This is a genomic window from Mesorhizobium sp. B2-4-6 (assembly GCF_006442775.1).
Lineage (GTDB): Bacteria > Pseudomonadota > Alphaproteobacteria > Rhizobiales > Rhizobiaceae > Mesorhizobium.
Genome location: NZ_VFVI01000020.1, coordinates 1 through 24,680, shown reverse-complemented (window position 1 = coordinate 24,680; position 24,680 = coordinate 1). Strand labels below are relative to the sequence as shown.

Genomic DNA, 24,680 nt, shown 5'->3' with positions numbered 1-24,680 from the left:
GCATGGGGGAGGCGCGATGACCAGCGAAGCGCCACCCTTCTGGTGGGAAAGGCCGGACTGGCGCGTCTTCGCGTTGTCGCCGGCATCGGCGGTCTATGGGCTGGTCGCCGGCCGCCGCATGCGCCGTGCCCCGCGCGAGAAGGTCGAGGCGCCGGTGTTGTGCGTCGGCAACCTCACCGTTGGCGGCAGCGGCAAGACCCCGGTCGCCATTGCCTTGGCCAAACAGGCCAGGCACATGCAACTCACGCCAGGCTTCCTGTCGCGCGGTCACGGCGGTTCTTTCGCCAAGCCGCATGTCGTCGACGCGCATCATGACGCCGCCAAGCATGTCGGCGACGAGCCGCTGCTTCTGGCCGAACATGCGCCCGTCGCGGTGACGGCGAACCGCGCCGCCGGCGCGAAGCTGCTCATCGAGGAACATGGCTGCGACTTCCTGATCATGGATGACGGCTTCCAGTCGGCGCGAATCCACATCGACTATGCGCTGGTCGTGGTCGACGCCCGCTTCGGCATCGGCAACGGCCGCGTCATCCCGGGCGGGCCGCTCCGCGCCAGGGTCGTCGACCAACTGGTCTTCACCAGCGGCTTGCTGAAGATGGGCGAGGGGGCCGCCGCCGATGGCGTCGTGCGCCAGGCGGCGCGCGCCGGCCGGCCAATCTTCCTGGCGCATGTCGAGCCAGCCAACTCGTCGCGCTTCGCCGGCGGGCGCTTCCTGGCCTTCGCCGGCATCGGCCATCCGGAGAAATTCTTCGACACGGTGCGCGGCGCGGGCGGCGAGGTCGCGCTGTCGCGAGCCTTCCCGGATCATTATTTCTACGCCCAGGACGAGCTTGCCGACCTCCTGGCGCTTGCCCGTCAGGAGGGACTGCGCCTCGTCACGACGGCAAAGGACGCCGCTCGGCTGCGCCATGGCGAGACGCCCGCCGGGTTCCTCGCCCAACTGGACGTGCTGGATATCGAGGCCGTGTTCGAGCTCGATCATGTGCCCGAACGCATAATCGACGAAACGCTCGACGCCTGGCGCCTGCGCAAGATGCGGGGCTAATGCATGTCGCGCAAAAGCGCAGCGGTTTTGCGACAACGACGTGCATGAAAACAAGACTTAAAACGGCGCCCGCCGTCAATTGCCGTCGATCACGCGGCGGAAGTAGCGAACCGTCTCGCCGAGCCCATCGTCGAGAGCGACGCGAGGAGACCAGTCCAGCGTCGCTCGCGCCAGATCTATGTCGGGCTGGCGCTGGCGGGGATCGTCTTGCGGGAGGGGTTCGAACTCGATTTTGGACTTGCCGCCGACAAGGCTCAATACCAGTTCGGCCAGTTCCAGGATCGTGACTTCCGTCGGGTTGCCGACATTGAGAGGGCCTACGAAATCGTCGGGCGTTGCCATCATCCGAACCATCGCGTCGACGAGGTCGTCGATATAGCAGAAGCTGCGCGTATGGCTTCCGTCGCCGTAGATTGTTATGGGGTCGTTCCGCAGGGCCTGGACGATGAAATTGCTGACCACGCGTCCATCCGACGGGTGCATGCGGGGTCCGTAAGTATTGAATATGCGCACCACCTTGATGGGTAATTTCGACTGGCGCCAGTAGTCGAAGAACAGCGCCTCGGCGCATCTCTTGCCTTCGTCGTAGCAGCTGCGCGGCCCGATCGGATTGACGTGGCCCCAATAGGCCTCGGTCTGAGGATGGACTTGCGGATCGCCATAGACCTCGGATGTCGATGCCTGAAGGATCCTGGCTCCGGAAGCGCATGCGAGATCGAGCATGTTGATCGCCCCATAGACGCAGGTCCTGGTCGTCTCGATCGGAATGCGCTGATAGTGAACGGGCGAGGCCGGGCAGGCGAGATTGAAGATTTCTTCCGTTTCGACTTTGAGAGGCACGGTAACGTCGTGCCTCAGAAACTCGAAATGTGGATTGCCCAGAAGATGACCGATATTTTTCTCCGAGCCGGTCGAAAAATTGTCGGCACATATTACCTGGCGTTCCTGCGCCAGCAGCAGATCGCATAGATGCGAGCCGATAAAGCCGGCCCCACCCGTCACAAGAACCTTCACAATAAACCCCCGGACCCGTCGCCCTTTGCTGTCTATAGCCCCAGAAAGGCGAAAGTGTCAGCACTGAAACGACGGGCCATCGACGGGAAGGGAAGAAGTGGCTGCGGCTATACTGCGCGCCGCATCGCCTGCGGGATCACCTCGTCGCGCTCGACATTGAGCTTGCTTTCGAAGGCGAAATGCCAATCCCTGTCGCGCGGCTCGGAAGTCGAGGCGTCGCCGCGCCGCATGATAAGCAGCAGGCGAACAAAGATCTTGAGAGATTTTCTGAAGTCTTTCAGTGCCCTAAGCGGTCGAGGTCGATGGCCGCGGCTCGCATGCTTATCCCCGCTTGCGCAATTCCGGGTGCATCTCGATCTCGCGGGCAAGCGACACCGCCGCGCTCACATAGGGCTCCTGCCGGGCGACGCTCCAATATTTGAGTTCGTCGAGCGGAATGTTCTCGCCCGTCACCGCACAGCGCACGAAAGAGCCGGGACTGGTGACCTGGAAGTCGCCGTCGAGATAACGGATCCGGGCTTCCCTGCCGCCCGGGCCTTCGAAACGGTTCATCATGAAAGGACGCTGCAGTTCATCGGGTTTCAATCGCCATAAATCGCAAGCAACGTCAAGCTTGACGCAATGCTCATCCGATATGGCTGCAGCGGCAAATGGTTCCGGAAGCCCGGCATGGACATCACACCGACCCGCTTGAACACGCTGATCAATGAGGCGCTCACCCCGCAGGCGGTGCCCTCGCCCAAGGCCGATCCGGCGACGGCGGCTTTGATCAAGACGCTGGTCCAGCCGCCCGCGCCCACGACGGGGCAGGCGGCGCAAATCGCGGCCCAGTCGCTGCAAAGCGCGCTGCCGCGCCCTGCGGTTCAGGCATCGCAACGCCTGTCGTCTTCCGAGGTCGAGGACGCCTACCGGGCCGTCATGGAGCCCGATGCCGCCACCGACGATAGGCCGGCAAGATCCTCGACGGGCAAGGCGGCGACGGATACCGATCAGGCTCGACGCGGCTTCGTCCCGCCACCGGCAGCGGTTACCGACAATACGTCCAGGCCCGCGGTTGCGCCGCCGGCATTATCCACATTTTCGCCGGCTATCGCTTCCGCTTCAGCGCTGGTCGCGGCCAATGCCAACGCGCCTCAGCCGCGCGGTGCCTCCGTCCGCCCGGCTGGACATGCCCCGCGATCGGAATCCGCGCCGATATCCCTTTGGACGATCTCGGTTGTCACGGCCATCGTCTCGGCGGTGACGGCAACGATCACGGTGCTGCTGCTTCGCTAACCCTGCTCTAGACGTCGTCCTGCAGGAAGGCTTCGAGTTTTTCCGGAGCAAGCCCCGCCTGTTCGGCGATGCGCCTGGCAAGATCCGCCGCCGCCGCGCGCGGCCGGCCGACCGGGCGGTCCATCCAATAAGACACCGGATTGAGCGCAACGCGCTCATCGACGGCGACGACACGGCCGGATTGGACCTGGTCCGCCGTGAGCGGCGGTCGCGCCAGCGCGATACCCAGCCCGTGCGCCGCCGCGTCGAGCACCAGATTATAGTCTTCGAAACGCCGGTCCTGCGGGCGCGGGCGATAATCCACGTCCTGCGCCGCGAACCAGGCGCGCCAGCCCGACGCGTCGGAATCGTTGATGAGCGGGAACTTCAGCAGCCGGGCAGGATCGCCTTGCCCGATCTCCTTGGCGAATTCCGGCGAGGCGATGGGAAAAATCTGTTCCTCGAAAAGCTGCACCGAGACGCGGCCCGGGATGCGGCCGCGCCCGCAGCGCACCGAAAGGTCGATGCCTTCGTCGGCGAGGTCGGCTTGGCGGTTGTCGACGTCGAGCACGATGCGCAGCTTGGTCGGATGGTTCTCCAATGCGGCCATGCGCGGCATCAGCCACAGCCCGCTTACCGACGGGATCGAGGCCAGCCGCACCACGGCGGTGCCGCGCGGCTCGACCCAGCGGTCGGAGTTGAACGAGATCAGCGCGAAAGCCTCGGCGGTCCGCAGATGCAGCCGGTTACCCTCGATCGTCAGCGTCACGCCGCGGGCGTTGCGCTCAAACACCTTCAAGCCGAGCCAGTCCTCCAGCTTGGCGATCTGGCGGCTCACCGCGCCATGGGTGAGGTTAAGCTTTTCAGCCGCCGCGGAAAAACTCCCCGTACGCGCCGCCGCATCGAAGGCGCGCAAGGTTTCAAGCGGCAGTATCTGGTCAGAGCTGTGATCCATACTCACAGCTGACCCTCGAATTGGTCGTTTGTCAATTGCCCGGCAATGGCGTTTTCTGCGTCCATGACACGGAAAGACGAGGTTACGGCAATGAACGCTTACACCGGCACGTTGAATGAGACACAGCGCATGGACACCACCGCTGCGGTCGCGGTGACGTTGACGGTCATCGGCTGGGCCTCGGCCTTCCCGGCGATCCGCGCCGGCCTTGCCGCCTTCCAGCCGCTGGAGTTAGGGGCGCTGCGCTTTGCGATCGCGGCGGTTCCGGCCGCCATCTTCCTCGCGGTGAAACGCCCGGCTCTGCCCAGGATCGACGAATTGTGGCGCTTCGGCTTCGGCGGCGCCATCTTCGTCGCGCTCTACACCGCCATGCTCAATTTCGGCGAGCTCACCGTCTCGGCGGGCGCGGCCGGCTTCATCATCAATGTCAGCCCGATCTTCACCGCCATCATGGCGATGGCGCTGCTCGGCGAACGCTTCTCGCGTTTGGCGTGGCTCGGCACGGTCATTTCCTTTGCCGGCATCGGCATCATCGCGGTCGCGGACGGACACGGCCTACATTTCAACGCCGGCGCGCTGCTTGTCCTGGGTTCCGCCCTGTGCTCCGCCGTCAACACCATCGTCCAGAAGCCGCTTTTTGCCCGCCATCATCCGCTGACGATTTCCGCCTCCAATATGGTGCTCGGCGCGCTCTGCCTGTCGCCGTTCCTGCCGGAAGCGTTTTCGCAGGCAGCGGTCGCCAACACCGCCGGTCTTGGCGCCGTCATCTATCTCGGCATCGTGCCCTCGTTGATCGCCTATGCCGCCTGGGCAACCGCGCTGTCGCGCCTGCCTGCCGCCCGCGCCTCGAACTTTCTCTACCTCGTCTCGCCGACCTCCGCCTTGATCGGCTTCTTCTGGCTGGGCGAAGTGCCGTCGCTGCTCGGCATCCTGGGCGGCGCGCTGGCGCTGGGTGGCGTCATCGTGGTGAATTTGAAGCGCTGATTCAACGGGTTGTGGCCGCTTCCAGACTCGAACCGACAAGTTGAGTTTGGCAACCAGGCGGCCCCTGTGATGCGGTCGTGCGGCAAGCTATCCTGATCCGCCTTGACGGAGGGGATCGGTATGGGCAGAGGCTTCATTGCCACGGTTTTCTGCCTGCTGCTGCTGAGCGGGAAAGCCTTCGCGGGCTGGTACCAGGTGGAGAATTACGAAGGCTCCATCGGACCGAACCCGGTCCATCTCTCCCTGCAGCGCTATGCCAGCTTCGGCAGCGGCATCACCGTCGAGGGAAGCTATTTCTACGACGCCAGGCAAAGCCCCATTGCAATCTACGGCAAGGCGGACGGCCAAAGGCTCACGCTATGCGAAATCGCGGACGACAAGGAATTCGAGCGCGTGTTGGTGAGGGGGTCGAAGACACCCGTCGACACCACCGGGTGTCCGTTCTCGCTCGAACTCGGCGAAGATGCCGCGACGGGAAACTGGAGCAAGGGCGCGGACAAATACCCCGTCACGCTGAAGAAGGTCGCGAGCCTTGACGACACCGGCGACTTGAAACTCGGCGGAACCGTCGAGATTCCGTTTTGGGCCGAGACGGCCACCGATCGGTTTTCCGGCATCTACACGAAATCCGACGCCGGCATCTGCATGACCGGACTGCGGGTCATCAACAAGCGGAAAAGCAAGGCCGTTCAGGAAATCGGCTTCGATGACCCGGACTGCAACGCCGGCATGCTGATGACCCCCATCTACATGAATGTGCAGAAGTGGGTGGAGGGCGGCAAGGACATCATCGCGGTGAATTTCCGCGGTGGCGGCGCCGGCCACACCGAGGACTACGCCTTCAGTCCCAAGGCCAAAAAATACCGCAAAAGGAAATGATGCCGGTCGTCAGGCGCGCTCACCGTCGCCCGAACAGCCTTTCTATGTCGGCGAGCTTGAGCTCGATATAGGTCGGGCGGCCATGGTTGCAGGTGCCGGACCCGGGCGTCGCCTCCATCTGGCGCAGCAGCGCATTCATCTCCTCGGCCTTGAGCAGCCGGCCCGAGCGCACCGAGCCGTGGCAGGCCATGGTCGCGGCGATCTTGTCCAGCCGTTCCTTCAGCGTCTCGACGGTGTCGTTGTCGGCGATCTCGTCGGCAAGGTCGCGCACCAGCTGCTGCACATTGGTCTCGCCGAGCATGGACGGCGTCTCGCGCACCGCCACCGCGCCGGGGCCGAAGCGCTCGAGGCCGAGGCCGAATTTGGCGAGCGTGTCGGAATGCATGGCCAGCCGCTCGGCATCCTCTTCCGGCAGGTCGACGATCTCGGGCAAAAGCAGTATCTGCGAGGGTACCGCGCGCGCATGCAGCGCGTTCTTCAGCGCTTCATAGACCAGCCGCTCATGCGCGGCATGCTGGTCGACGATGACAAGCGAATCCCTCGTTTGGGCGACGATGTAGTTCTCATGCACCTGCGCGCGCGCCGCACCCAGCACCATGCCGAGCAGCGCCTCAGTCGGTTCGGCCATGCCGGCGCGGACATCGGCGCTGGCGAGCGGGCCGGTGTCGAAGGCGGCCTGCTCGTTTTCGGCAAAGCCGTTGGACCGCGGCCTTGGTTCGCCGTAGCCCATGTCGAGTGGTCGCTGCGCCGAGCGCAACGGATCGAAGCCTCCGGAGCCGGAAGCGTGATAAGCGGCTTCGTAGCTGCGATGGCCGTTGGCCGGGCCGGCATGCGAGTAGGGCGCCGCCCCCGGTCGGAATGCCGCCATCATGCCGGCGGCCCCCGTGGTCGCCGCGCGGATGCCGGCGCCGGCCAGCGCCTCGCGGATGGCGCCGACGATCAGCCCGCGCACCAGTCCGGGATCGCGGAACCGCACATCGGCCTTGGCCGGATGGACATTGACGTCGACGGTCGATGGATCGAGCGACAGGAACAGCACGGTCACCGCATGCCGGTCGCGCGGCAGGACGTCGGCGAAGGCGCCGCGGATCGCGCCGGCGATCAACTTGTCGCGCACCGGCCGTCCGTTGACATAGGCATATTGCTGCAGCGCGTTCGCCCGTGTGTAGGACGGGATCGAGACGTGGCCGGCGAGGTGGACACCCTCCCGCGCGGCATCGATGGCAATGGCATTGTCGGGAAAATCCTTGCCCATCACCTGCGCGACGCGGGCAAGGCGACCTTCCGGCGTGTCGTCCGTAGCCGGCAGTTCCAGCGTCGAGCGGTCGGGACCGGCAAGCGTGAAGCGCACGGCCGGGAAAGCGATCGCGATGCGCTTCACCACATCGCCGGTGGCCGAGCTTTCCGCGCGCTCGCCCTTCATGAATTTCAGCCTGGCCGGCGTGGCGAAGAAGAGGTCGCGCACTTCGACCGTGGTGCCGCGATTGGCCGCCGCCGGCTTCACCGGTAAGACGCGGCCGCCGTCGATGCCGATCTCGGCCGCGCTGTCGCCGCTTGCCGTGCGCGAGCGGATCGACAGCCGCGCGACGGAACCGATCGAGGGCAGCGCTTCGCCGCGGAAGCCGAGCGAGCGGATGTCGTGGATGTCGTCGGAGAGCTTCGAGGTGCAGTGCCGCGCGATCGCCAGCGCCAGCTCCTTTTCAGGAATGCCCGAGCCGTCATCGGTGACGCGGATGAGGTTCAGCCCGCCGCCCGCCGTGACGACCTCGACCTTGCTGGCACCCGCGTCGAGCGCATTCTCGACCAGCTCCTTCACCACGCTCGCCGGACGCTCGATGACCTCGCCGGCGGCGATCTGGTTGATCATCGTTTCGGAAAGCTGGCAGATGGGCATGAGGGGATTATAGGCGGATTCGCGGCCGGTGGGGGAGGGGCAGAATGACGGCGTCGGTGGATCAGCTGGCGGCGCGGATCTCGCGCACCCCCTTGCGCAGCCGTCGCCGCAACAAGTTGCGCAGCGTCACGCCATCGCCGTAGCCGACCTTGGCCGCGATCTCCTCGACGCTGTCCGATGTGGTTTTCAAGAGATGCACCGCCTGTTCGACGCGCAGGTCCTGGAAGAAGGAAAGCGGCGTCTTGCCCAGCACATCGTTGACGCGCCGTGACAGTGTGCGCTTGCTGGCGCCGAGCGCCGCGGCCGCCTCATCGAGGTTGAAACCGTCGGCAAGCCGTCCACGCGCCCAGCGTTCGAAGCGCTCGACCAGCGGATTCGAATGGGCAAGGTGATCTGAAATTGCGTAGGCAGATTGCAGCGGCCGGCTGTCGACGATCAGATATTTCGCGGTCAGCGCAGCGAGCTCCGGACTTGCCTGCCGGATCACCAGCAAAGCGAGATCGATATGGCCGAGCGCTGCGCCCGCGGTGACGAATTGGCCGTCATTGACCAGCATGCGCGAAGCGTCGAGCCGTATTCCGGGATAACGCTGCCTGAACATCGGCGCCAACCACCATGTCGTCGTCGATGGCCGTCCGTCGAGCAGGCCGCTTTCGGCGAGAACGAAGGTGCCGATGCACGCCGCGCCGATGCGTGTGCCGTCGCCGGCACGAGCCTGCAGCGCTTCGACCGCCGCGCCGACATCGCTCCGCTTCAGGGCAGCGCCCAGTGGCTCGGGCATTTTCTGGCCGAGCGCAGGGATCAAAAGCCAGTCGGGGGCTGGTTCGCTGCCAATCGGCACGACCGGCACTTGCATTCCCTGTGCGGTGCGCACGCTGTCGCTAACCCCCACGATGGTGGTGACGAAGCGGTTGGGCGGCGCCGGCAGCATGGCGGCGAGTTCGTTGGCCGTGCCGAAGACGTCCAGAACGCAGGCCAGCCCGGTGTCGAATGCGCCGTCGAGAACAAGTACGGAAATGTTCATGGCAAGAATGATATCAAAGAAGTCATTTCTGCCAATACTGTTTTCGCTTCAGTGCTGCGACCCTGCTCCGCGACGGTCGATCTGGCCGTGCACCGAAGGAGAGAAGAAATGATCAAGCTTGCACTGTTCGCCCGTTTCGAAGCCAAGCCCGGCAAGGAAAAGGACGTCGCCGCCTTCCTGCAGGCCGGGCTGCAGCTTGCCAACCGGGAGGCCGGGACGCCGATCTGGTTTGCCCTGCAGCTTTCGCCAAGCGTCTTCGGCGTTTTCGACGCCTTTCACGACGAAGCCGGGCGCGAGGCGCATCTCACCGGCGAGATCGCCAAGGCCTTGATGGCCAATGCAGAGACGCTGTTTGCCGGACCGCCGACCATCGACAGGATCGATGTGCTCGGGTTGAAGAACGACGGCTCGGTGTGAACCTGTCGGCCGCACCGTGAACTGGCTATACGCCGGCTTGCGGTGCGCAGTTTCACGCCTGCGCCACCAGCCAATCCCTGACCCTGCGCGCATTGTCACTGAGGTCGCGGTTCTTCGGCCAGATCACGTGGAAGCCGATACCGGTCCGCATCACATGGTCGGTCACCGGCACCAGCAGCCCGGACGCAACCAGCCGCTCGACCAGATGCCGCCATCCGAGCGAGATGCCTTGCCCCTCCATCACCGCCTGGATCACCAGGGCATAATCGTTGATGCGCAAGCCGCGCTCTGCGTTGCGCAGGCTGGTTCCGGCCGAAGCAAACCATTCATCCCAGTTCGGCGCCTCGCGATAGGGCTCCTCGAGATGGATCAGCCGGTGCGTGGCCAGTTCCTCGACCGTCCTCGGCTTGCCGAATTTGGCGAGATAGCTCGGTCCCGCGACCGGGAAGATCTCCTCGTCGGAGAGCGACAGCGAGTGATAGTCCGGCCAGTCGCGCGGCACGCCGCCGCGCACGCCGAGCGGAATGCCCTCGGCGATGATGTCGAGATCGCGGTCGGCGGTCTGGATGCGCAGGTCGACGCCCGGCAGTTCGTCGCGGAACTGCTGCAGGCGCGGCATCATCCAGAACGAGCCGAAGGCTGTCGAGGCGGCAAGCGTCACGTGCCCGCCCGTCGCCTGCAGGCGCAGGTCCTCCGCCGATTTGCGGATATGCGACAGGCCGAGCGAGACGTCGGCATGGAAGCGCTCGCCGGCCTCCGTCAGAATCACCTGGCGGTGGCGCCGCTGGAAGAGCTTGGCGCCGAGCTGCTCCTCCAGCCCGCGCACGGCATAGGAGACGGCCGCCTGGGTCATGCCGAGCTCGCGTCCGGCGGCGGTGAAGCTCGACAGCCGGCCCGCGGCTTCGAAGACGATGAGGCTGCCGGCTGAGGGCAGGAGGTGGCGCAGGCTTCGCATAAGGTGAGCTTATACAGAAGATCAGGATTTTCCAGCGTCACAGCCATATTTTGCCTCGCTAACGTGAGTGGCGGGAAGAAGGAGGCTCCATGAACGCACCGGCCGTTGAATTGACCGAACAGACCCACCGCCGCGGCGGGGGCCGTCTTGGCCGCAAGGCGCTGAGAAGCACGCCGATCGCGTCCTTCCCGACCCTTGTCCGCAAGATCCCCGCCTATGAGATCGTGCCTGACGAGGCGGTGGAGCTGATCCACGAGGAATCGCTCAAGATCCTCGAGGAGGTTGGGTGCGAATTCCGCGACGACGGGGCGATCGAGCTCTGGAAAGCGGCCGGCGCGGACGTGCGCGAGACGCGTGTCCGCATCGACCGCGCTTTGCTGATGGAACTCGTCTCGAAGGTTCCGGCGGAATTCACGCTCAACGCGCGCAACCCCGAGCGCACCGTGCGCGTCGGCGGCAAGAACTCGATCTTCGTGCCGATGTATGGCGCGCCCTATATCCGCGACCTCGACAACAAGCGCCGTTACGGCACGCTCGCCGACCTCAACAATTTCCACAAGATGGCCTACATGGCGCCGGCGCTGCATTCGTCGAGCTCGGTCATCTGCGAGCCGATGGAAATCGCCGTGCCGAAGCGGCATCTGCACATCATCCATTCGGCCCTGAAACATTCCGACAAGCCGTTCATGGGCATCGTGACGTCGAAGGAACGCGCCGAGGACACGATGGCGATGGCTGGCATCGTCTTCGGCGAGGACTTCGTGCGCGACAACCCTGTGCTGGTGGCGATCACCAACTGCAATTCGCCGCTGGTGTGGGATGCCACCATGATCGACGCCATGCGGGTCTATGCCAGCCACAATCAGCCGCTGATCCTGGCGCCCTTCGCGCTGTGCGGCGCGTCGACCTCGGCCTCCGCCGTCGGGGCTGTGGCGCAGGTCAACGCCGAGGCGCTTGCCGGCGTGGCCCTGACCCAGCTCATCCGCCCGGGCTCGCCGCAGATCTACGGCCAATTCATGGTCACCGTCGACATGAAGACCGGCGCTCCGATGGGCGGCACGCCGGAGGCGGCCCAGATGATGTATCTGATGGGCGCGCTGGCCAGGAAATACAAATTGCCCTGGCGCACCTCCGGCTTCCATGTCGGCTCCAAGCTCAACGACGCGCAGGCCGGCTATGAGGCGAACATGCTGATGCATGCCGCGATCCTGTCCGGCGCCAATTACATTTGGCATTCCGCCGGCTGGCTGGAAGCGGGCCTCACCTGCGGCTATTCGAAATTCGCCACCGACTGCGAGCAGCTCGTCGGCTGGTACAAATATGCCGGCGGCGTGCCTTTCGACGATTTCAAGGAGGCGATGGCGGCGATCCGCGAGGTCGGTCCGCAAGGGCATTTCCTCGGCACGCAGCACACGCTCGAGCATTTCGAGAGCGCCTTCTTCATGCCCAACATCATGGACTTCAATTCCTTCGAGCAATGGAACGCCGAAGGCGCGAAGGACCACGATACGCGCGGCCGCGACAAGGCGCGCGCCATGCTCGCCGACTACCAGGAGCCGAAGCTCGACGAGGGCATTGCCGAGGGTCTCGCGGATTTGATCGCGCGGCGTGAGGAAAAGCTGCCGGACAGCGTTAGTTGATGGATAGCAGCGTTAGTTGAACCAAACGGGCGAAGACTCGATCAAATCAATGGGAGAACGAGAATGACATTTTTCAGAAGCAATGGTGACCGGGTCCCGGCCGCTATCGAAGCGATGGCGGAGGAGGCGCGGGCGGGGCGTGTCGACCGGCGCGAATTCCTGGCTCTGGCGAGCGCCTTCGGCGCATCGACGGCTTTCGCCTATGGCATGCTCGGCCTTGCCGCGCCGACCAAGGCGCTCGCCGATGAGCCCAAGAAGGGCGGAACGCTGCATGTCGCGATGTCGGTCAAGGCGCAGAAGGACCCGCGCACCTATGACTGGACCGAAATGGCGAATGTCACTCGCACTTGGCTCGAACCGCTGGTGCGCTACACGCACCAGTTCACCTTCGAGCCGGTGCTGCTCGAAAGCTGGGACGTCAATGACGACGCCACCGAATACACGCTGCATCTGCGCAAGGGCGTCACCTGGAACAATGGCGACGCCTTCAACGCCGACGACGTGGTCGCCAATCTGAACCGCTGGTGCGAGAAGGGGGCGTCCGGCAATTCCATGGCCGCCCGTGTCGGCGCGCTGATCGACGCCAAGACCGGCAAGGCCAAGGATGGCGCGATCACCAAGGTCGACGACCACACGGTCAAGCTGAAACTCAACGAAGCCGATATCGCCATCATCCCGGGCTTCACCGACTATCCGGCCCTGGTCGTGCACCGCGACTTCGACAAGGATGGCGCCGATCCGGTCAAGAAGCCGATCGGCACCGGAGCCTTCGAGCTGGTGTCTTATTCGGTGGGGTCGAAGGCGGTCGTCAAGCGCCGCGAGAACGGCAAGTGGTGGGGCGGCGAGGCGCCGCTCGACGGTGTGGAATTCATCGATTACGGCACCGACTTCAACGCGACTCTCAATGCCTTCGATTCCGGCGAGATCGATCTCGATTTCGAGACGCCGGCCGACTTCATCGATCCGCTCGACAAGATGGACCTGGTGAAATCGGAGGTGGCGACGGCAACCACGCTCGTTGCCCGCACCAACGTCACGCACAAGCCCTATGACGACAAGCGGGTGCGCAACGCGCTGCAAATGGCGGTCGACAACAACCAGGTGATGCAGCTCGGCTACAATGGGCGCGGCACGGTCGGCGAGAACCACCACGTCAGCCCGATCCATCCCGAATACTACCCGCTGCCCAAGAAGGAGCGCGACGCCGCCGGCGCCAAGAAGCTGATGGCCGACGCTGGCCAGGCCGACTTCGAGCATGAGCTGATCACGGTCGAGGACGAATGGCAGAAGAATACCGGCGATGCGATCGCCGGCCAGTTGCGCGACGCCGGCATCAAGGTGAAGCGCACGGTGCTGCCGGGCTCGACCTTCTGGAACGACTGGACGAAATATCCTTATTCCATGACCATCTGGTACATGCGCCCGCTGGGCGTCCAGGTGCTGGCGCTCGGCTACCGCACCGGCGAGGCCTGGAACGAAACGGCCTATTCCAACCCGGATTTCGACGCCAAGCTCAAGGAGGCGCTGTCGCTCATCGACGTCGCCAAGCGCAAGGAGGTGATGAAGGATGTCGAGACGATCCTGCAGGATTCCGGCGTCATCATCCAGCCCTTCTGGCAGAAGCTCTACTGCCATATGAACAAGAAGGTGAAGAACTACACGATGCACCAGACCTACGAAATGGACTTCCAAAACGTCTGGCTGGATGCCTGAGCGCGCCTGGACTTCATGAGCCGCAAAAAAGCCGATATGCAGGATGCGTGGTGGCGATCTTGCCACCACGCCGCCGAACCTCCGGAGATCCTGCATGAAGCCGATAGTGCTTGCCGCTGCCATGTCGATGGCCTTGCCCGGCGCCGCGCTCGCCGGGCCGGCTTCCCACGCCGTGAAGTTCTTCTACGTGCCGGAAGTGAAGTTCGAGGCGGACGCCAAATATCGCGACCGCTTCACCGAGCCGGTCACCAGGCTGTTCGAAGCCAACGACAAGGCGCAGAAGGAGAAGCCCGACGAGGTGTCCTGCATCGATTTCGACCCCGGCCTCGACGCCCAGGATTTCGATCAGAAGACGCTGTCGAAGACGCTGAAGCTCACCGAGACCGTCAATGGCGATACGGCCGAGGTGACGGCGAACTTCAATCTTTTCCCGGAAGGCAATGACTCCAAACGCGAAATGGTGTGGTCGTTGAAGAAAGTGGACGGCAAGTGGAAGATCGCCGACATCACCTCGAAGACCAGCGACTGGAAGCTCAGCGCGCTGGAATGCGGCGCCTCGACGGAGTGATGCCGTGCTTCGTCGTCTCGTCGTTGCGCTGTCGAGCTTGTCGATGCTGGCCGCGGGGCTGAACGGCGGCGTCTCGGCGCAGGGGCTCTTCGGCGCGCCGCCGCCGAACGCGTCCTCGGGCGACAATGCGCCTGCGGACGACAAGTCGCCGCCTGCGGTCGATACCTCGCCGCCCGCCGCAACTCAGGCGCCGGAAAGCAAGCCGGCCGAACTGCCGCCGCCCGCGCCTGTCCTGCCTGGATCGCCGACGGCGGTGGTCAAGCCCTTCTACGACCATCTCGGGCTTGAGCTCGATCCGGCCCAGCGCAAGAACTTCGCCGATCCGGCGAAAACCGTGCTCGACAAGAGCGATGCGCTGCGCGCCTCGGGGCAGGGCGAATGCCTGGATCCCAACATGGCGCTCGACAATGCAGATTATGACAAGCTCGCCATCGACAAGAGCCTGCGCACCATCGAGGCCGTCAATGGCGACCAGGCCAAGGTGGTCGTCGCCTTCGTCGTCGAAGGCCATCAGCATCGCCTCGAATGGAAGCTGAAGAAGATCGGCGGCGGCTGGAAGATCTCCGATCTTCTGTCGGTGACCGGCGAGTGGGCGCTCAGCCAGTACCAGTGCGAGTGATGGCGATCAGCTCAACCCCTTCCGCGATAAGGCGCGACGCCGGTATCCGGCAGCCATACGTCCTTGGGCGGCGCGCCGGTCTGCCAGAAGACGTCGATGGGGATGCCGCCGCGCGGGAACCAGTAGCCGCCGACGCGCAGCCAGAGCGGCTTCGTCGCCTCGACGATGCGGCGGCCGATCATCACCGTGCATTCCTCATGGAAGGCGCCGTGGTTGCGGAACGAGGTCATGAACAACTTCAGCGACTTCGATTCCACCAGCGTCCGGTCGGGTGCGTAGTCGATAAGGATGTGGGCGAAGTCGGGCTGGCCGGTGACCGGACAGAGCGAGGTGAATTCCGGGCAAGTGAAACGCACGATCGCCGGCGGGCCGTCGCCGCGCTGGAACGGCACAGTCTCCAGGACCGCCTGTTCGGGGCTCTGTGGTGTCTCGACGTGCTTGCCGAGCTGGGTGAGGTTCTTGGCGTCGGTCATGGGCAACTCCTTGCTGCCGCCGACGGTTCTACGGGCGGCAGCGCAATCATTTGGCGCCGCGTTCAATCGGGCGCGGCGCGCTCATTAGCACAATTTGATTTTGAAACGGCAGGAAGAAGATGACCAGCAACGACCCGCTTCTCCAACCCTACCAGCTCAAGCATCTGACGCTGAAGAACCGGGTGATGTCGACCAGCCATGAGCCGGCCTATTCCGAGGACGGCATGCCGAAGGAGCGCTACCGGCTCTACCACGCCGAAAAGGCCAAGGGCGGCATGGCGCTGACCATGACGGCGGGCTCGGCGATCGTTTCGCGCGACAGCCCGGCCGCCTTCGGCAATCTGCATGTCTATGACGACCGCATCGTGCCGTGGCTCGCCGAGCTCGCGGATGCCTGCCATGAGCATGACTGCAAGGTGATGATCCAGATCACCCATCTCGGCCGCCGCACGGGCTGGAACAAGGCCGATTGGCTGCCGGTGCTGTCGGCCTCGCCGGTGCGCGAGCCGGCGCATCGCGCCTTCCCGAAGACCATTGAGGAGTGGGACATCGAGCGCATCGTCGCTGACTATGCTTCGGCCGCGCAGCGCTGCCAGGCCGCCGGCCTCGACGGCATCGAGTTCGAATCCTACGGCCATCTGATGGATGGCTTCTGGTCGCCGCTGACCAACCATCGCGACGACGAGTTCGGCGGTTCGCTCGACAACCGGCTGCGCTTCACCGACATGGTGCTCGACGAGGTGCGCGCCGCGGTCGGCGAGAAATTCATCGTCGGTATTCGCATGGTCGCCGACGAGGATTTCGAAAAGGGCATCTCGAAGGAGGTGGGCGTCGAGATCGCCAGGCGGCTCGCCAATTCTGGCAAGGTCGATTTCCTCAACATCATCCGCGGCACGATCGAAACCGATGCAGCGCTGACCAAGGTCATCCCGGTGACCGGCATGCGCTCGTCGCCGCATCTCGATTTCGCCGGCGAGGTGAGAGCGGCGACGAAATTCCCGACCTTCCATGCGGCGCGCATTTCCGATGTCGCCACCGCCCGCCACGCCATCGCCACCGGCAAGCTCGACATGGTCGGCATGACGCGCGCCCATATTGCTGATCCGCATATCATCCGCAAAGTGATGGAAGGCCGCGAACATGAGATCCGCCCTTGCGTCGGCGCCACCTATTGCCTCGACCGAATCTATGAGGGCGGCGAGGCGCTTTGCGTCCACAATGCCGCGACCGGCCGGGAAGCGACCGTTCCGCACATCATCGCAAAGAGCGGAGGAGCGAAGAAGAAAGTCGTGGTCGTGGGCGCGGGCGCCGGCGGTCTCGAAGCGGCTCGCGTGGCGGCCGAGCGCGGCCACCAGGTCATGGTGCTCGAAGCCTCCAGCCAGGCGGGCGGCCAGGTGCGGCTCGCCACGCAGAACCCGCGCCGCAAGGAACTGATCGGCATCATCGACTGGCGGCTCGCCGAATTGGATAGGCTTGGCGTCGAGATCCGCTACGATACCTGGGCCGAGAGGGATGATGTGCTGGCGCTGGCGCCCGATGTGGTGATCGTCGCTACCGGCGGCCTGCCGCAGAACCCGCCGCTGACGGCCGGCGACAATCTCGTCACCTCGAGCTGGGACATCATGGCCGGCAGTGTCAAGCCGGCCGAGAACGTACTGCTTTACGACGACAATGGCGGCCATCAGGGCATGGGCGCCGCCGAGCTCATCGCCAACAGCGGCTCCAGGCTGGAGCTTGTCTCGCCCGAGCGCTTCTTCGCGCCGGAAATGGGTGGCCTGAACCACGTGCCCTACATGCGCGCTTTCCATGAAAAAGGCGTCACCGTCACCATCAACACCCGCCTGCGCTCGGTGCGGCGCGAGGGCAACCAACTCGTCGCCGAGCTGGCATCGGACTTCGCCGATGGCTGGCGTGGCGAGCGGCGCGTCGACCAGGTGGTGGTCGAGCATGGCACAGCGCCGCTCGACGATCTTTATCTGTCGCTCAAGCCCCTGTCGAAGAATGGCGGCGCGGTCGACTATGAGCGGCTGGTGAGCGGCGGCGACATCTTCCCCGCGCGCAATGCCGAAGGCGGCTTCGTGATGTTTCGCATCGGCGACGCGGTCGCCTCGCGCAACATCCACGCCGCCATCTATGACGGCATCCGGTTCGGAATCCGGATCTGATTGGCTGGGGCATGATCCCCGAGATCATGCTCAAAAAAACAGACGCGCAACGGACCATTGCAAGGAGAGCCACCTGCCGCTTCGGTCCGTTGCGCCGCGCCCGGTCGGTTTCGCCGGCCGTGCGATTTCAAAATAGCTTGGCAGTCGCCATGCAAAACACGGTGATGACCAGCAGCCCGCCGGCGATGCGTTCGCCTCTGGTCATTTTCGCCCGCAGCTGGGTCTGCGTCGCAGCGTCGGCGCCGGCAAGCTGCCTGCTGGCAGAGGCAACAAGCGCGCCCTGCACGCCGGCGGCGATCAGCGCCGTCAAAATGCCGAGCGCCAGCACCTTCTCCATCGGGCCGAACGCGCCCTCGTGGAAGAAATACCAGAGCAGTATGCCGGTCAGGAAAACTATGCCGGAGGCACCGAGCTGCGGCCGGATGAAACGCTCAGCCTTGATCTCCGGATCGCGGGCAACCGCTATGGTCGTGCCGGCCCAGAACACGCCGGCCATGACGTGCAGGCCGATGGTGACGATGTAGACATATTGCATGACCGCATTCCTCTCTGCCGCCCGCCGCGCCGCAGCTACGCCATCAATAAGACAAAGTTAGATATCTAACGATTAGATGTCAATGCATGAAGCCGAGTTCCACCTTGCCATTGCGTGCTCTACTGTCAGGTCATGACACCGTTTGACCGTCCGCCCGTCGGCATGAATCTCGCACGCACCTCGAAGGTGGTGGCGCAGGCTTTCGATGCCGCGCTGGCCGACACTGGCGGCACGCTGCCGGTCTGGCTGACCTTGCTGTCGGTCAAGTCGAAGGAATTGGCCAACCAGCGCGAGCTTGCCGGCATGATCGGCATCCAGGGCGCGACGCTGACGCATCATCTCAACGCCATGGAAGCGCAAGGGTTGTTGACGCGCCGCCGCGATCCGGAAAACCGCAGGGTCCACCAGGTGGCGCTGACCGAGGCCGGCGAAACGCTGTTCGAAAGGCTCCGTCTCGCGGCCGTCGCTTTCGACAAGCGGCTGCGGGCCGGTATTCCCGACGACAAGCTCTCCGAATTCACGGAGGTGCTTGCGGCACTTAGGCGCAACGCTGAGCCGCCTCAGTCGTAACCCGCTATCGCGCCGAAGGCGTAGTGGCGCAACTTGAGCGCCGCGATCAACGCCGTCAGCTTCGCCTTGCCGTCGAAGGTGTCCTGGAACATCTCGTCATGCATGAGCAGGATCAGCTTGTTCGGCTTGGCGAAATGACCGTAGCCGAACAGATGATCGATCTCGCTGACCAGGTGGTCGACGCTCTGCACGGGCTTGCCGCTGTCCTCATGTACCCATTCGTGGTCCCAGCCATAGAGCCAGAAGCCCGACGCCGCGACGAATTCGTAGTCCGGATCCTCGCGCCCTGCCTCCGCCAGCCCCAGCGAATTGTCGTCCTTCGAGTAATTGGGCAGCCGGAACACGTCGCGTCCCGGCAGTCGCGCATGCACGGCCGGCTTCAAGCCCAGCACGGCATTCGCCCTGAGCATGTCGGCGACCACGCCTTCGGTGTCGCCGTAGAAATGCCGGTAGTGATTGTAGGCATGGCTGTAGCTGTGGTTGCCGATCGTCACCAGCGGCATCGATTTCGCCCGCTGCAGCAGCGCCCGGTTGGTGGCGTTCGCCTCGGCATGCATGCCGACCATGAACAGCGTCGCCGGCACCTGCTCGGCCTGCAGCACGTCGAGGATATTGTTGGTGCCGTTCAGCGGCCCGTCGTCGAAGGTGAGATATACAGTGCGATCGGCGGCCAAAGCCGGCGACGCGACAAGCAGCAGAAGCGACAGGATAAAACGAAGCGGCATCCGCAGGATCCGGTTGCGATCAATAGGCGGCCATGCCGACACCGGCGTGTCAAGCTTGTCGACGATCGCGCTAGGCCAAGCTGCCTTGCAGCACTTTCAGCTTCGCCTTCTTCGGGCTGCGCGCCAAAAGCCATTCGCGCGCCTTGTCCTGCGGCATCGGGAAGGCGATCGAATAGCCCTGCACCTGGTCGCAGCCGATCGCCATCAGCGAGTCGAGCTCCGCTTCGGTCTCCGCGCCTTCGGCGACAATCGAAATGCCGAGCCCCCGGGCAAGCTCGGTGATAGCGCGCACGATCTTGCTGTTGTCGCCGTTCTCGTTGATGTTCTGGACGAAGCGGCGGTCGATCTTCAGCCGGTCGATCTCGTTCGGGTTGACGTGACTGAGCGAGGCATAGCCGGTGCCGAAATCGTCAAGTTCGAGATGCACGCCGGCGGCGCGGATGTGGCGGAGCTTCGCGGCGATCCCGGTCTTCTCGTCGTCGAGGATGACGGATTCGACAATTTCCAGCGCCAGCTTCTGCGGCGCCAGCCCCACGCGCTCCAGCGTGCCGAACAAGAAGGCGTCGAAATCGGGCTCGCGCAGCTCCGTGCCCGAGACGTTGACGGCGATGCGCCCGAAATCGATGCCGGCGCGGTCCCATTCGGCGGCTTCCTCGATCGCCTTGCCGATGACGATGCGGCCGATATCCGGCATGAAGCCACATTTCTCGGCGACCGGAATGAACTCGCCGGGCGAGATCATGCCGCGCGTCTCGTGCCTCCAGCGCACCAACGCCTCGATGCCGCTGATCTTGCCGCTGGTCAGCGACACCTGCGGCTGGAAATAGACCTCGAAGCTCTTATTGGCGATCGCCGTGCGGATGTCCTGTTCGAGCTGCTTGCGATAGTCGAGCTCGCGGCGCAGTTCCTCGGAGAAGAAGGAGAAATTGCCGCCGCCAAGCTTCTTGGCGGAATAAAGCGCGAGATCGGCATGGACGAGCAGGTCCTGCGCGTTGTCGGCGTCGACCGGATAGACCGCTATGCCGGCGCTGGCTCCGGGCATGATGGTCGTGCCCTGGAACGTGATCGGCTCGTTGATCTCGTCGAGGATGCGGTTGGCCAGCGCATGGATGTCCTCGGTGGTGCCGGCGCCGTTGAGGATCATGACGAACTCGTCGCCGCCGAGCCTGGCGCAGAGATCCGACGCGCGGCAGGAATCGCGCATGCGCTGCGCCGTCACCACCAGCACATAGTCGCCGGCGGCGTGGCCAAGCGTGTCGTTGATCTGCTTGAAGCGGTCGAGATCGAGCTGGATCACCGCAAGGCGCTCGCGGCGGCGGTGCGCCCCCTTGATCAGCGTGTCGAAATGGTCGGTGAGGAAGGTGCGATTGTGCAGTCCGGTCAGGCCGTCATGCACGGCGATGAAGGCCATCGAGTTGCGGGCGTCGACCAGTTCGCGCGTCTTGCGCAGGATGGCGTTGGACATCGGCCGGAAGATGAACAGCGCCACCAGCACGATGACGCCGAGGGTGGCGAAGAACAGCGTGCGATGCAGGTCGAGGATGTTGCTTGATTTTTCGTCGGCGAAGGCGCTGATGCGCTGGCCGAGCGCGGCATAGCCGGACATTGTCGCGTTGGCGACGGAGGCGTCGAGGCCGACGCGTTCGCCGCCGCCCTTGTAGCCGTCGTTCTGCATGCCAAGCTGCGACGCGAAGGACGAGACCAGCCTGTCGCCATTGGCGACGAGGCCGACCGAGAAGTAGTCGAGGTGGAAAGGCTTGCTGAACAGCACGTATTCGATCGACTTCGGGTCGTTGCGCGCCGGCGAGAGCGGGTCGGCGCCGGTCTCCTTGAGCAGCCGGTCGTAGTTGGTCTCGAACTCGCCCGTCGCCTGCTTGAGCGCGGTGACCAGTGCCGGCTGCTTGTCGCGCGAGGCGCCGCCGGTGGCGCTGGCCAGGAAGACGATGCGCTGCGACAGCGCCTTCTGCGTCGAGACGATGTCGAGCAGCGCATGGTTGTGCTGCTGCTGCGCCATCAATTGCTGCAGAAGAATGAAGGAAGCCACCACCATGGCGGCGATGATCGTCAGCGCCAGCCAGTACCCGGTCTTGATGAGCAGGATCAGCTTGCGTGAAACGCTCTGCACTGGCTGCTGCGACATAACTTGCTGACCCCTCCGGTCGACGGATTCCTGCCCTGATTCGTGGCGGGAAAACGCTTGCCTTGAAAGAGTTAACAGGTCGGCAAGGGGCGCTGGCGGCATGCGCGGCGGCGCGGCAAAGCTCGCAAGATGGTTATCACGTCCTTTCCCGCTCACCCCATTTTTGATCGTATCGCGGCCGCGCCTTCGCAAAGGATTGCGACCGGGCTTTCGCGGCGCCACCGAAGCGGTCGCTTTTGCGATGGATTTTTTGCAGCCATGGCGCGACAGTCCGGCCTCGAACCGAACAGGGCCGGACCATGAGCAAAGCATTCCTTTCCCACATCGACAGCGAGCTCCAGGGCCTCAAATCGGCCGGGCTCTACAAGTCCGAGCGGGTGATTTCCTCGATGCAGTCCGCCGAGATCGAGGTCGGCGGCGAAAAGGTGCTGAACTTCTGCGCCAACAACTATCTCGGCCTCGCCGATAGCCCGGATTTGCGCGACGCGGCAAAGCACGCGCTCGACCGCTACGGCTATGGCATGGCCTCGGTGCGCTTCATCTGCGGCACGCAGGAGGAACACAAGCAGCTCGAGGCGACGATCTCGTCCTTCCTCGGCATGGACGACACCATCCTCTACTCCTCCTGCTTCGACGCCAATGGCGGCCTGTTCGAGACGCTGCTCGGCGAGGAGGACGCCATCATTTCGGACGCGTTGAACCACGCCTCGATCATCGACGGAGTCCGGCTCTCCAAGGCCAAGCGCTTCCGCTACGCCAACAACGACATGGCCGATCTCGAAGCGCGGCTGAAGGAGGCGAAGGACTGCCGCTTCCGGCTGGTCGCCACCGACGGCGTGTTCTCGATGGACGGCATCATCGCGAATTTGCACGGCGTCTGCGACCTCGCCGAGAAATACGACGCCATGGTCATGGTCGACGACAGCCATGCGGTCGGCTTCGTCGGCAGGAACGGTCGCGGCTCGGCCGAGCATTGCGGCGTCGAGGGCAGGGTGGACATCATCACCGGCACGCTCGGAAAAGCGCTGGGCGGCGCCTCCGGCGGCTACACGTCGGGCAAGAGCGAGGTGGTCGACTGGCTGCGCCAGCGCTCGCGGCCCTATCTCTTCTCCAACACGCTGATGCCGGCGATCGCCGGCGCCTCGATCAGGGTGTTCGACCTGATCCGCAATGGCGACGCGCTGCGCCAGCGCCTATATGCCAATGCGGATCGGTTCCGGTCCAGGATGGGCAGGCTCGGCTTCACGCTGGCCGGCGCGGATCATCCGATCATCCCGGTGATGCTGGGCGACGCCGCACTGGCGCAGGAGATGGCGGCGCGCATGCTGAAGCGCGGCATCTATGTCATCGGCTTCTCCTTCCCGGTGGTGCCTAAAGGCCAGGCGCGCATCCGCACGCAGATGTCGGCCGCCCACTCCAGCGCCGACATCGACCGCGCGGTCGAGGCGTTCGGCGCGATCGGCAAGGAACTTGGCGTCATTTCCTGAACGGCCGGCGCCCAGAAAGCGCTTCCGCATCTAGAGATTCGAAGGGCAAAAGAATGTCGAACATGATGAAGGCGCTGGTGAAGGCCAAGGCCGAGCCGGGCATCTGGATGGAAGAGGTGCCGGTGCCGGAGATCGGCCCCAACGACGTGCTGATCAAGGTCAAGAAGACCGCGATCTGCGGCACCGACGTCCATATTTACAATTGGGACCAGTGGGCGCAGAAGACGGTGCCGGTGCCGATGGTGACGGGCCACGAATTCGTCGGCACCGTTGCCGACTACGGCGCCGCGGTCACCGAATATAAGGTCGGCCAGCGCGTCTCGGGCGAAGGCCATATCGTCTGCGGCCATTGCCGCAACTGCCGCGCCGGCAGGGGGCATCTCTGCCGCAACACGCTGGGCGTCGGCGTCAACCGCCCCGGCGCCTTCGGCGAGTATCTGGCCATCCCGCAGCACAATGTCGTGCCGATCCCCGACGACGTGCCGGACGAGATCGCGGCGATCTTCGATCCGCTCGGCAATGCGGTACACACCGCATTGTCCTTCGATCTCGTCGGCGAGGACGTGCTGGTCACCGGCGCCGGGCCGATCGGCATCATGGGCGCGCTGGTCGCGCAATGCGTCGGCGCGCGCAAGGTCGTCATCACCGACATCAACCCGGTGCGGTTGGATCTGGCGCGAAAACTCGGCGTCCAGCACGTCGTCGACGCCTCGAAGGAAAAGCTGCGCGACGTGATGCCGTCGATCGGCATGACCGAAGGTTTCGACGTCGGGTTGGAGATGTCGGGCGCCGCCCCCGCCTTCCGCGACATGATCGACACCATGAACAATGGCGGCAAGATCGCCATCCTCGGCATCGCGCCCACCGGCTTCGAGATCGACTGGAACAAGGTGATCTTCAAGATGCTGCATCTGAAAGGCATCTACGGCCGCGAGATGTTCGAGACCTGGTACAAGATGATCGCGCTCGTGCAGGGGCCGCTGGATGTCTCGGGGTTGATCACGCATCGGATCGGGATCGACGATTATCAGGCTGGGTTCGATGCGATGCGGAGCGGCAGCTCGGGCAAGGTGGTGATGGATTGGTGAGGCAGCTATCCTTCCATCACCTGAACACAGATTGGAACGCTGAGCCCAATGCTCCCGATGTAGAGTTGACCGTCGAGGGCAATACGGTTCAGCTTACCTTTCTGTTGAATTCCTGAGCTTATGCTGCCCGCAAGGGAGGGACGGGCACCCTGCGTTTCGTTGGTTGCAGTCGTTGGAGATGGGACTCCTCTAATGATCACGCCTGGTTTGCCGGTAGAGGCCTTTACAGCAGGCAGGCTCCCAAATGGGGTGAGTTCTACGAGGTGATCGGCGATAGCCGGCCGGTTGGCGAGGACGATTGGGAGGTTCTGTCGCCAGATGGACCCAAGTCGCGGCAGTTTCTGTTGTATTTTTCGGGACGACACCATCGAAGTCATTGCTGAAGACTGGTCGCTTACTCGACAGGTGCCAAGCCCTGGCTAGCCTTTTCAGGACGATTGGCTTCGACTCCAGCCTAGGTGTTTGGTCCCGGCATTTGCTGGAGCGGATTGAGTTTGAAACGTTCCGGTTGTGAGACCCACGCCTTGCAGATGAAC

Annotated in this window: 24 protein-coding genes; 13 read left to right on the top strand and 11 right to left on the bottom strand. The window is 64.1% G+C overall.

All coding sequences use genetic code 11. From position 1 onward, the window contains the following. Window positions 1–16 precede the first annotated feature (16 nt). Window positions 17–1,045: a tetraacyldisaccharide 4'-kinase gene (lpxK, locus tag FJ957_RS30175; protein ID WP_140836846.1), complete on the top strand. Its 1,029-nt coding sequence runs from the start codon at window positions 17–19 to the stop codon at window positions 1,043–1,045. A gap of 75 nt (window positions 1,046–1,120) precedes the next feature. Here lpxK and FJ957_RS30170 read toward each other — a convergent pair whose 3' ends face one another. From FJ957_RS30170 to FJ957_RS30165, 3 genes are all read right to left on the bottom strand, one after another. Next, entirely contained in the window at window positions 1,121–2,059 is a 939-nt protein-coding gene (locus tag FJ957_RS30170) for a UDP-glucuronic acid decarboxylase family protein (RefSeq protein ID WP_246686007.1), read from the bottom strand. Between the two features lie 107 nt (window positions 2,060–2,166). Further along, window positions 2,167–2,289 carry a hypothetical protein gene (locus FJ957_RS32500; RefSeq protein WP_281407703.1) on the bottom strand — a complete coding sequence of 41 codons (123 nt, stop codon included), beginning with the start codon at window positions 2,287–2,289 and terminating at the stop codon, window positions 2,167–2,169. A 91-nt stretch (window positions 2,290–2,380) separates the two neighbouring features. Further along, entirely contained in the window at window positions 2,381–2,614 is a 234-nt protein-coding gene (locus tag FJ957_RS30165; protein WP_140836778.1) for a DUF2093 domain-containing protein, read from the bottom strand. A 114-nt stretch (window positions 2,615–2,728) separates the two neighbouring features. Between FJ957_RS30165 and FJ957_RS30160 the strand changes: the two genes are divergently transcribed. Further along, entirely contained in the window at window positions 2,729–3,334 is a 606-nt protein-coding gene (locus tag FJ957_RS30160) for a hypothetical protein (RefSeq protein WP_140836772.1), read from the top strand. A gap of 7 nt (window positions 3,335–3,341) precedes the next feature. On the opposite strand, the gene FJ957_RS30155 is transcribed toward FJ957_RS30160, so the two are convergent. Beyond that, window positions 3,342–4,268 carry a LysR substrate-binding domain-containing protein gene (locus tag FJ957_RS30155; RefSeq protein ID WP_140836765.1) on the bottom strand — a complete coding sequence of 309 codons (927 nt, stop codon included), beginning with the start codon at window positions 4,266–4,268 and terminating at the stop codon, window positions 3,342–3,344. A gap of 90 nt (window positions 4,269–4,358) precedes the next feature. On the opposite strand from FJ957_RS30155, the gene FJ957_RS30150 reads away from it, so the two are divergent. Together FJ957_RS30150 and FJ957_RS30145 are read left to right on the top strand one after the other, a co-directional pair. Next, window positions 4,359–5,252, top strand: a complete 894-nt coding sequence (locus FJ957_RS30150) for an EamA family transporter (RefSeq protein WP_140836761.1) — start codon at window positions 4,359–4,361, stop codon at window positions 5,250–5,252. Between the two features lie 120 nt (window positions 5,253–5,372). Continuing rightward, on the top strand, window positions 5,373–6,131 hold the full coding sequence (locus FJ957_RS30145; protein WP_140836759.1) for a hypothetical protein: 759 nt from the start codon (window positions 5,373–5,375) through the stop codon (window positions 6,129–6,131). Window positions 6,132–6,150: 19 nt separating this feature from the next. On the opposite strand, the gene mutL is transcribed toward FJ957_RS30145, so the two are convergent. Together mutL and FJ957_RS30135 are read right to left on the bottom strand one after the other, a co-directional pair. After that, entirely contained in the window at window positions 6,151–8,025 is a 1,875-nt protein-coding gene (mutL, locus tag FJ957_RS30140) for a DNA mismatch repair endonuclease MutL (protein WP_140836757.1), read from the bottom strand. Window positions 8,026–8,086: 61 nt separating this feature from the next. After that, window positions 8,087–9,049 carry a helix-turn-helix domain-containing protein gene (locus FJ957_RS30135; RefSeq protein WP_140836752.1) on the bottom strand — a complete coding sequence of 321 codons (963 nt, stop codon included), beginning with the start codon at window positions 9,047–9,049 and terminating at the stop codon, window positions 8,087–8,089. A gap of 108 nt (window positions 9,050–9,157) precedes the next feature. On the opposite strand from FJ957_RS30135, the gene FJ957_RS30130 reads away from it, so the two are divergent. Then, on the top strand, window positions 9,158–9,466 hold the full coding sequence (locus FJ957_RS30130; protein ID WP_140641219.1) for an antibiotic biosynthesis monooxygenase: 309 nt from the start codon (window positions 9,158–9,160) through the stop codon (window positions 9,464–9,466). 52 nt (window positions 9,467–9,518) lie between these two features. On the opposite strand, the gene FJ957_RS30125 is transcribed toward FJ957_RS30130, so the two are convergent. Next, window positions 9,519–10,421, bottom strand: coding sequence for a LysR substrate-binding domain-containing protein (locus tag FJ957_RS30125; RefSeq protein WP_140641221.1), 903 nt, complete (start codon window positions 10,419–10,421; stop codon window positions 9,519–9,521). An 89-nt stretch (window positions 10,422–10,510) separates the two neighbouring features. On the opposite strand from FJ957_RS30125, the gene FJ957_RS30120 reads away from it, so the two are divergent. From FJ957_RS30120 to FJ957_RS30105, 4 genes are all read left to right on the top strand, one after another. After that, the gene (locus tag FJ957_RS30120) at window positions 10,511–12,061 is read left to right on the top strand and encodes a trimethylamine methyltransferase family protein (RefSeq protein ID WP_140836750.1); all 1,551 of its coding nucleotides are present in this window, start codon (window positions 10,511–10,513) and stop codon (window positions 12,059–12,061) included. Between the two features lie 63 nt (window positions 12,062–12,124). Then, window positions 12,125–13,774: an ABC transporter substrate-binding protein gene (locus tag FJ957_RS30115; RefSeq protein ID WP_140836748.1), complete on the top strand. Its 1,650-nt coding sequence runs from the start codon at window positions 12,125–12,127 to the stop codon at window positions 13,772–13,774. 94 nt (window positions 13,775–13,868) lie between these two features. Next, window positions 13,869–14,342: a DUF3828 domain-containing protein gene (locus tag FJ957_RS30110; protein ID WP_140836746.1), complete on the top strand. Its 474-nt coding sequence runs from the start codon at window positions 13,869–13,871 to the stop codon at window positions 14,340–14,342. 4 nt (window positions 14,343–14,346) lie between these two features. Continuing rightward, window positions 14,347–14,961, top strand: a complete 615-nt coding sequence (locus FJ957_RS30105; protein ID WP_140836744.1) for a hypothetical protein — start codon at window positions 14,347–14,349, stop codon at window positions 14,959–14,961. A gap of 11 nt (window positions 14,962–14,972) precedes the next feature. On the opposite strand, the gene queF is transcribed toward FJ957_RS30105, so the two are convergent. Beyond that, entirely contained in the window at window positions 14,973–15,434 is a 462-nt protein-coding gene (queF, locus tag FJ957_RS30100) for a preQ(1) synthase (RefSeq protein ID WP_140836742.1), read from the bottom strand. Between the two features lie 119 nt (window positions 15,435–15,553). Between queF and FJ957_RS30095 the strand changes: the two genes are divergently transcribed. Further along, window positions 15,554–17,599 (top strand): NADH:flavin oxidoreductase, encoded by a 2,046-nt coding sequence (locus FJ957_RS30095; RefSeq protein WP_140836735.1) that lies wholly within the window; start codon window positions 15,554–15,556, stop codon window positions 17,597–17,599. A 127-nt stretch (window positions 17,600–17,726) separates the two neighbouring features. Here the strand turns inward: FJ957_RS30095 and FJ957_RS30090 are convergent, their stop codons facing one another. Then, window positions 17,727–18,134: a hypothetical protein gene (locus FJ957_RS30090; RefSeq protein WP_140836728.1), complete on the bottom strand. Its 408-nt coding sequence runs from the start codon at window positions 18,132–18,134 to the stop codon at window positions 17,727–17,729. 162 nt (window positions 18,135–18,296) lie between these two features. On the opposite strand from FJ957_RS30090, the gene FJ957_RS30085 reads away from it, so the two are divergent. Next, the gene (locus FJ957_RS30085) at window positions 18,297–18,704 is read left to right on the top strand and encodes a MarR family winged helix-turn-helix transcriptional regulator (protein ID WP_246686006.1); all 408 of its coding nucleotides are present in this window, start codon (window positions 18,297–18,299) and stop codon (window positions 18,702–18,704) included. Here the strand turns inward: FJ957_RS30085 and FJ957_RS30080 are convergent. After that, window positions 18,695–19,429 (bottom strand): polysaccharide deacetylase family protein, encoded by a 735-nt coding sequence (locus FJ957_RS30080; RefSeq protein ID WP_140836719.1) that lies wholly within the window; start codon window positions 19,427–19,429, stop codon window positions 18,695–18,697. The two genes, FJ957_RS30085 and FJ957_RS30080, sit on opposite strands and share 10 nt — an antisense overlap. A gap of 70 nt (window positions 19,430–19,499) precedes the next feature. Beyond that, window positions 19,500–21,569, bottom strand: a complete 2,070-nt coding sequence (locus tag FJ957_RS30075; protein ID WP_140836717.1) for an EAL domain-containing protein — start codon at window positions 21,567–21,569, stop codon at window positions 19,500–19,502. A 299-nt stretch (window positions 21,570–21,868) separates the two neighbouring features. Between FJ957_RS30075 and FJ957_RS30070 the strand changes: the two genes are divergently transcribed. Together FJ957_RS30070 and tdh are read left to right on the top strand one after the other, a co-directional pair. Further along, window positions 21,869–23,056 carry a glycine C-acetyltransferase gene (locus tag FJ957_RS30070; protein ID WP_140836714.1) on the top strand — a complete coding sequence of 396 codons (1,188 nt, stop codon included), beginning with the start codon at window positions 21,869–21,871 and terminating at the stop codon, window positions 23,054–23,056. Window positions 23,057–23,109: 53 nt separating this feature from the next. After that, on the top strand, window positions 23,110–24,144 hold the full coding sequence (gene tdh / locus FJ957_RS30065; RefSeq protein WP_140836712.1) for an L-threonine 3-dehydrogenase: 1,035 nt from the start codon (window positions 23,110–23,112) through the stop codon (window positions 24,142–24,144). The last annotated feature ends 536 nt before the right edge of the window (window positions 24,145–24,680 follow it).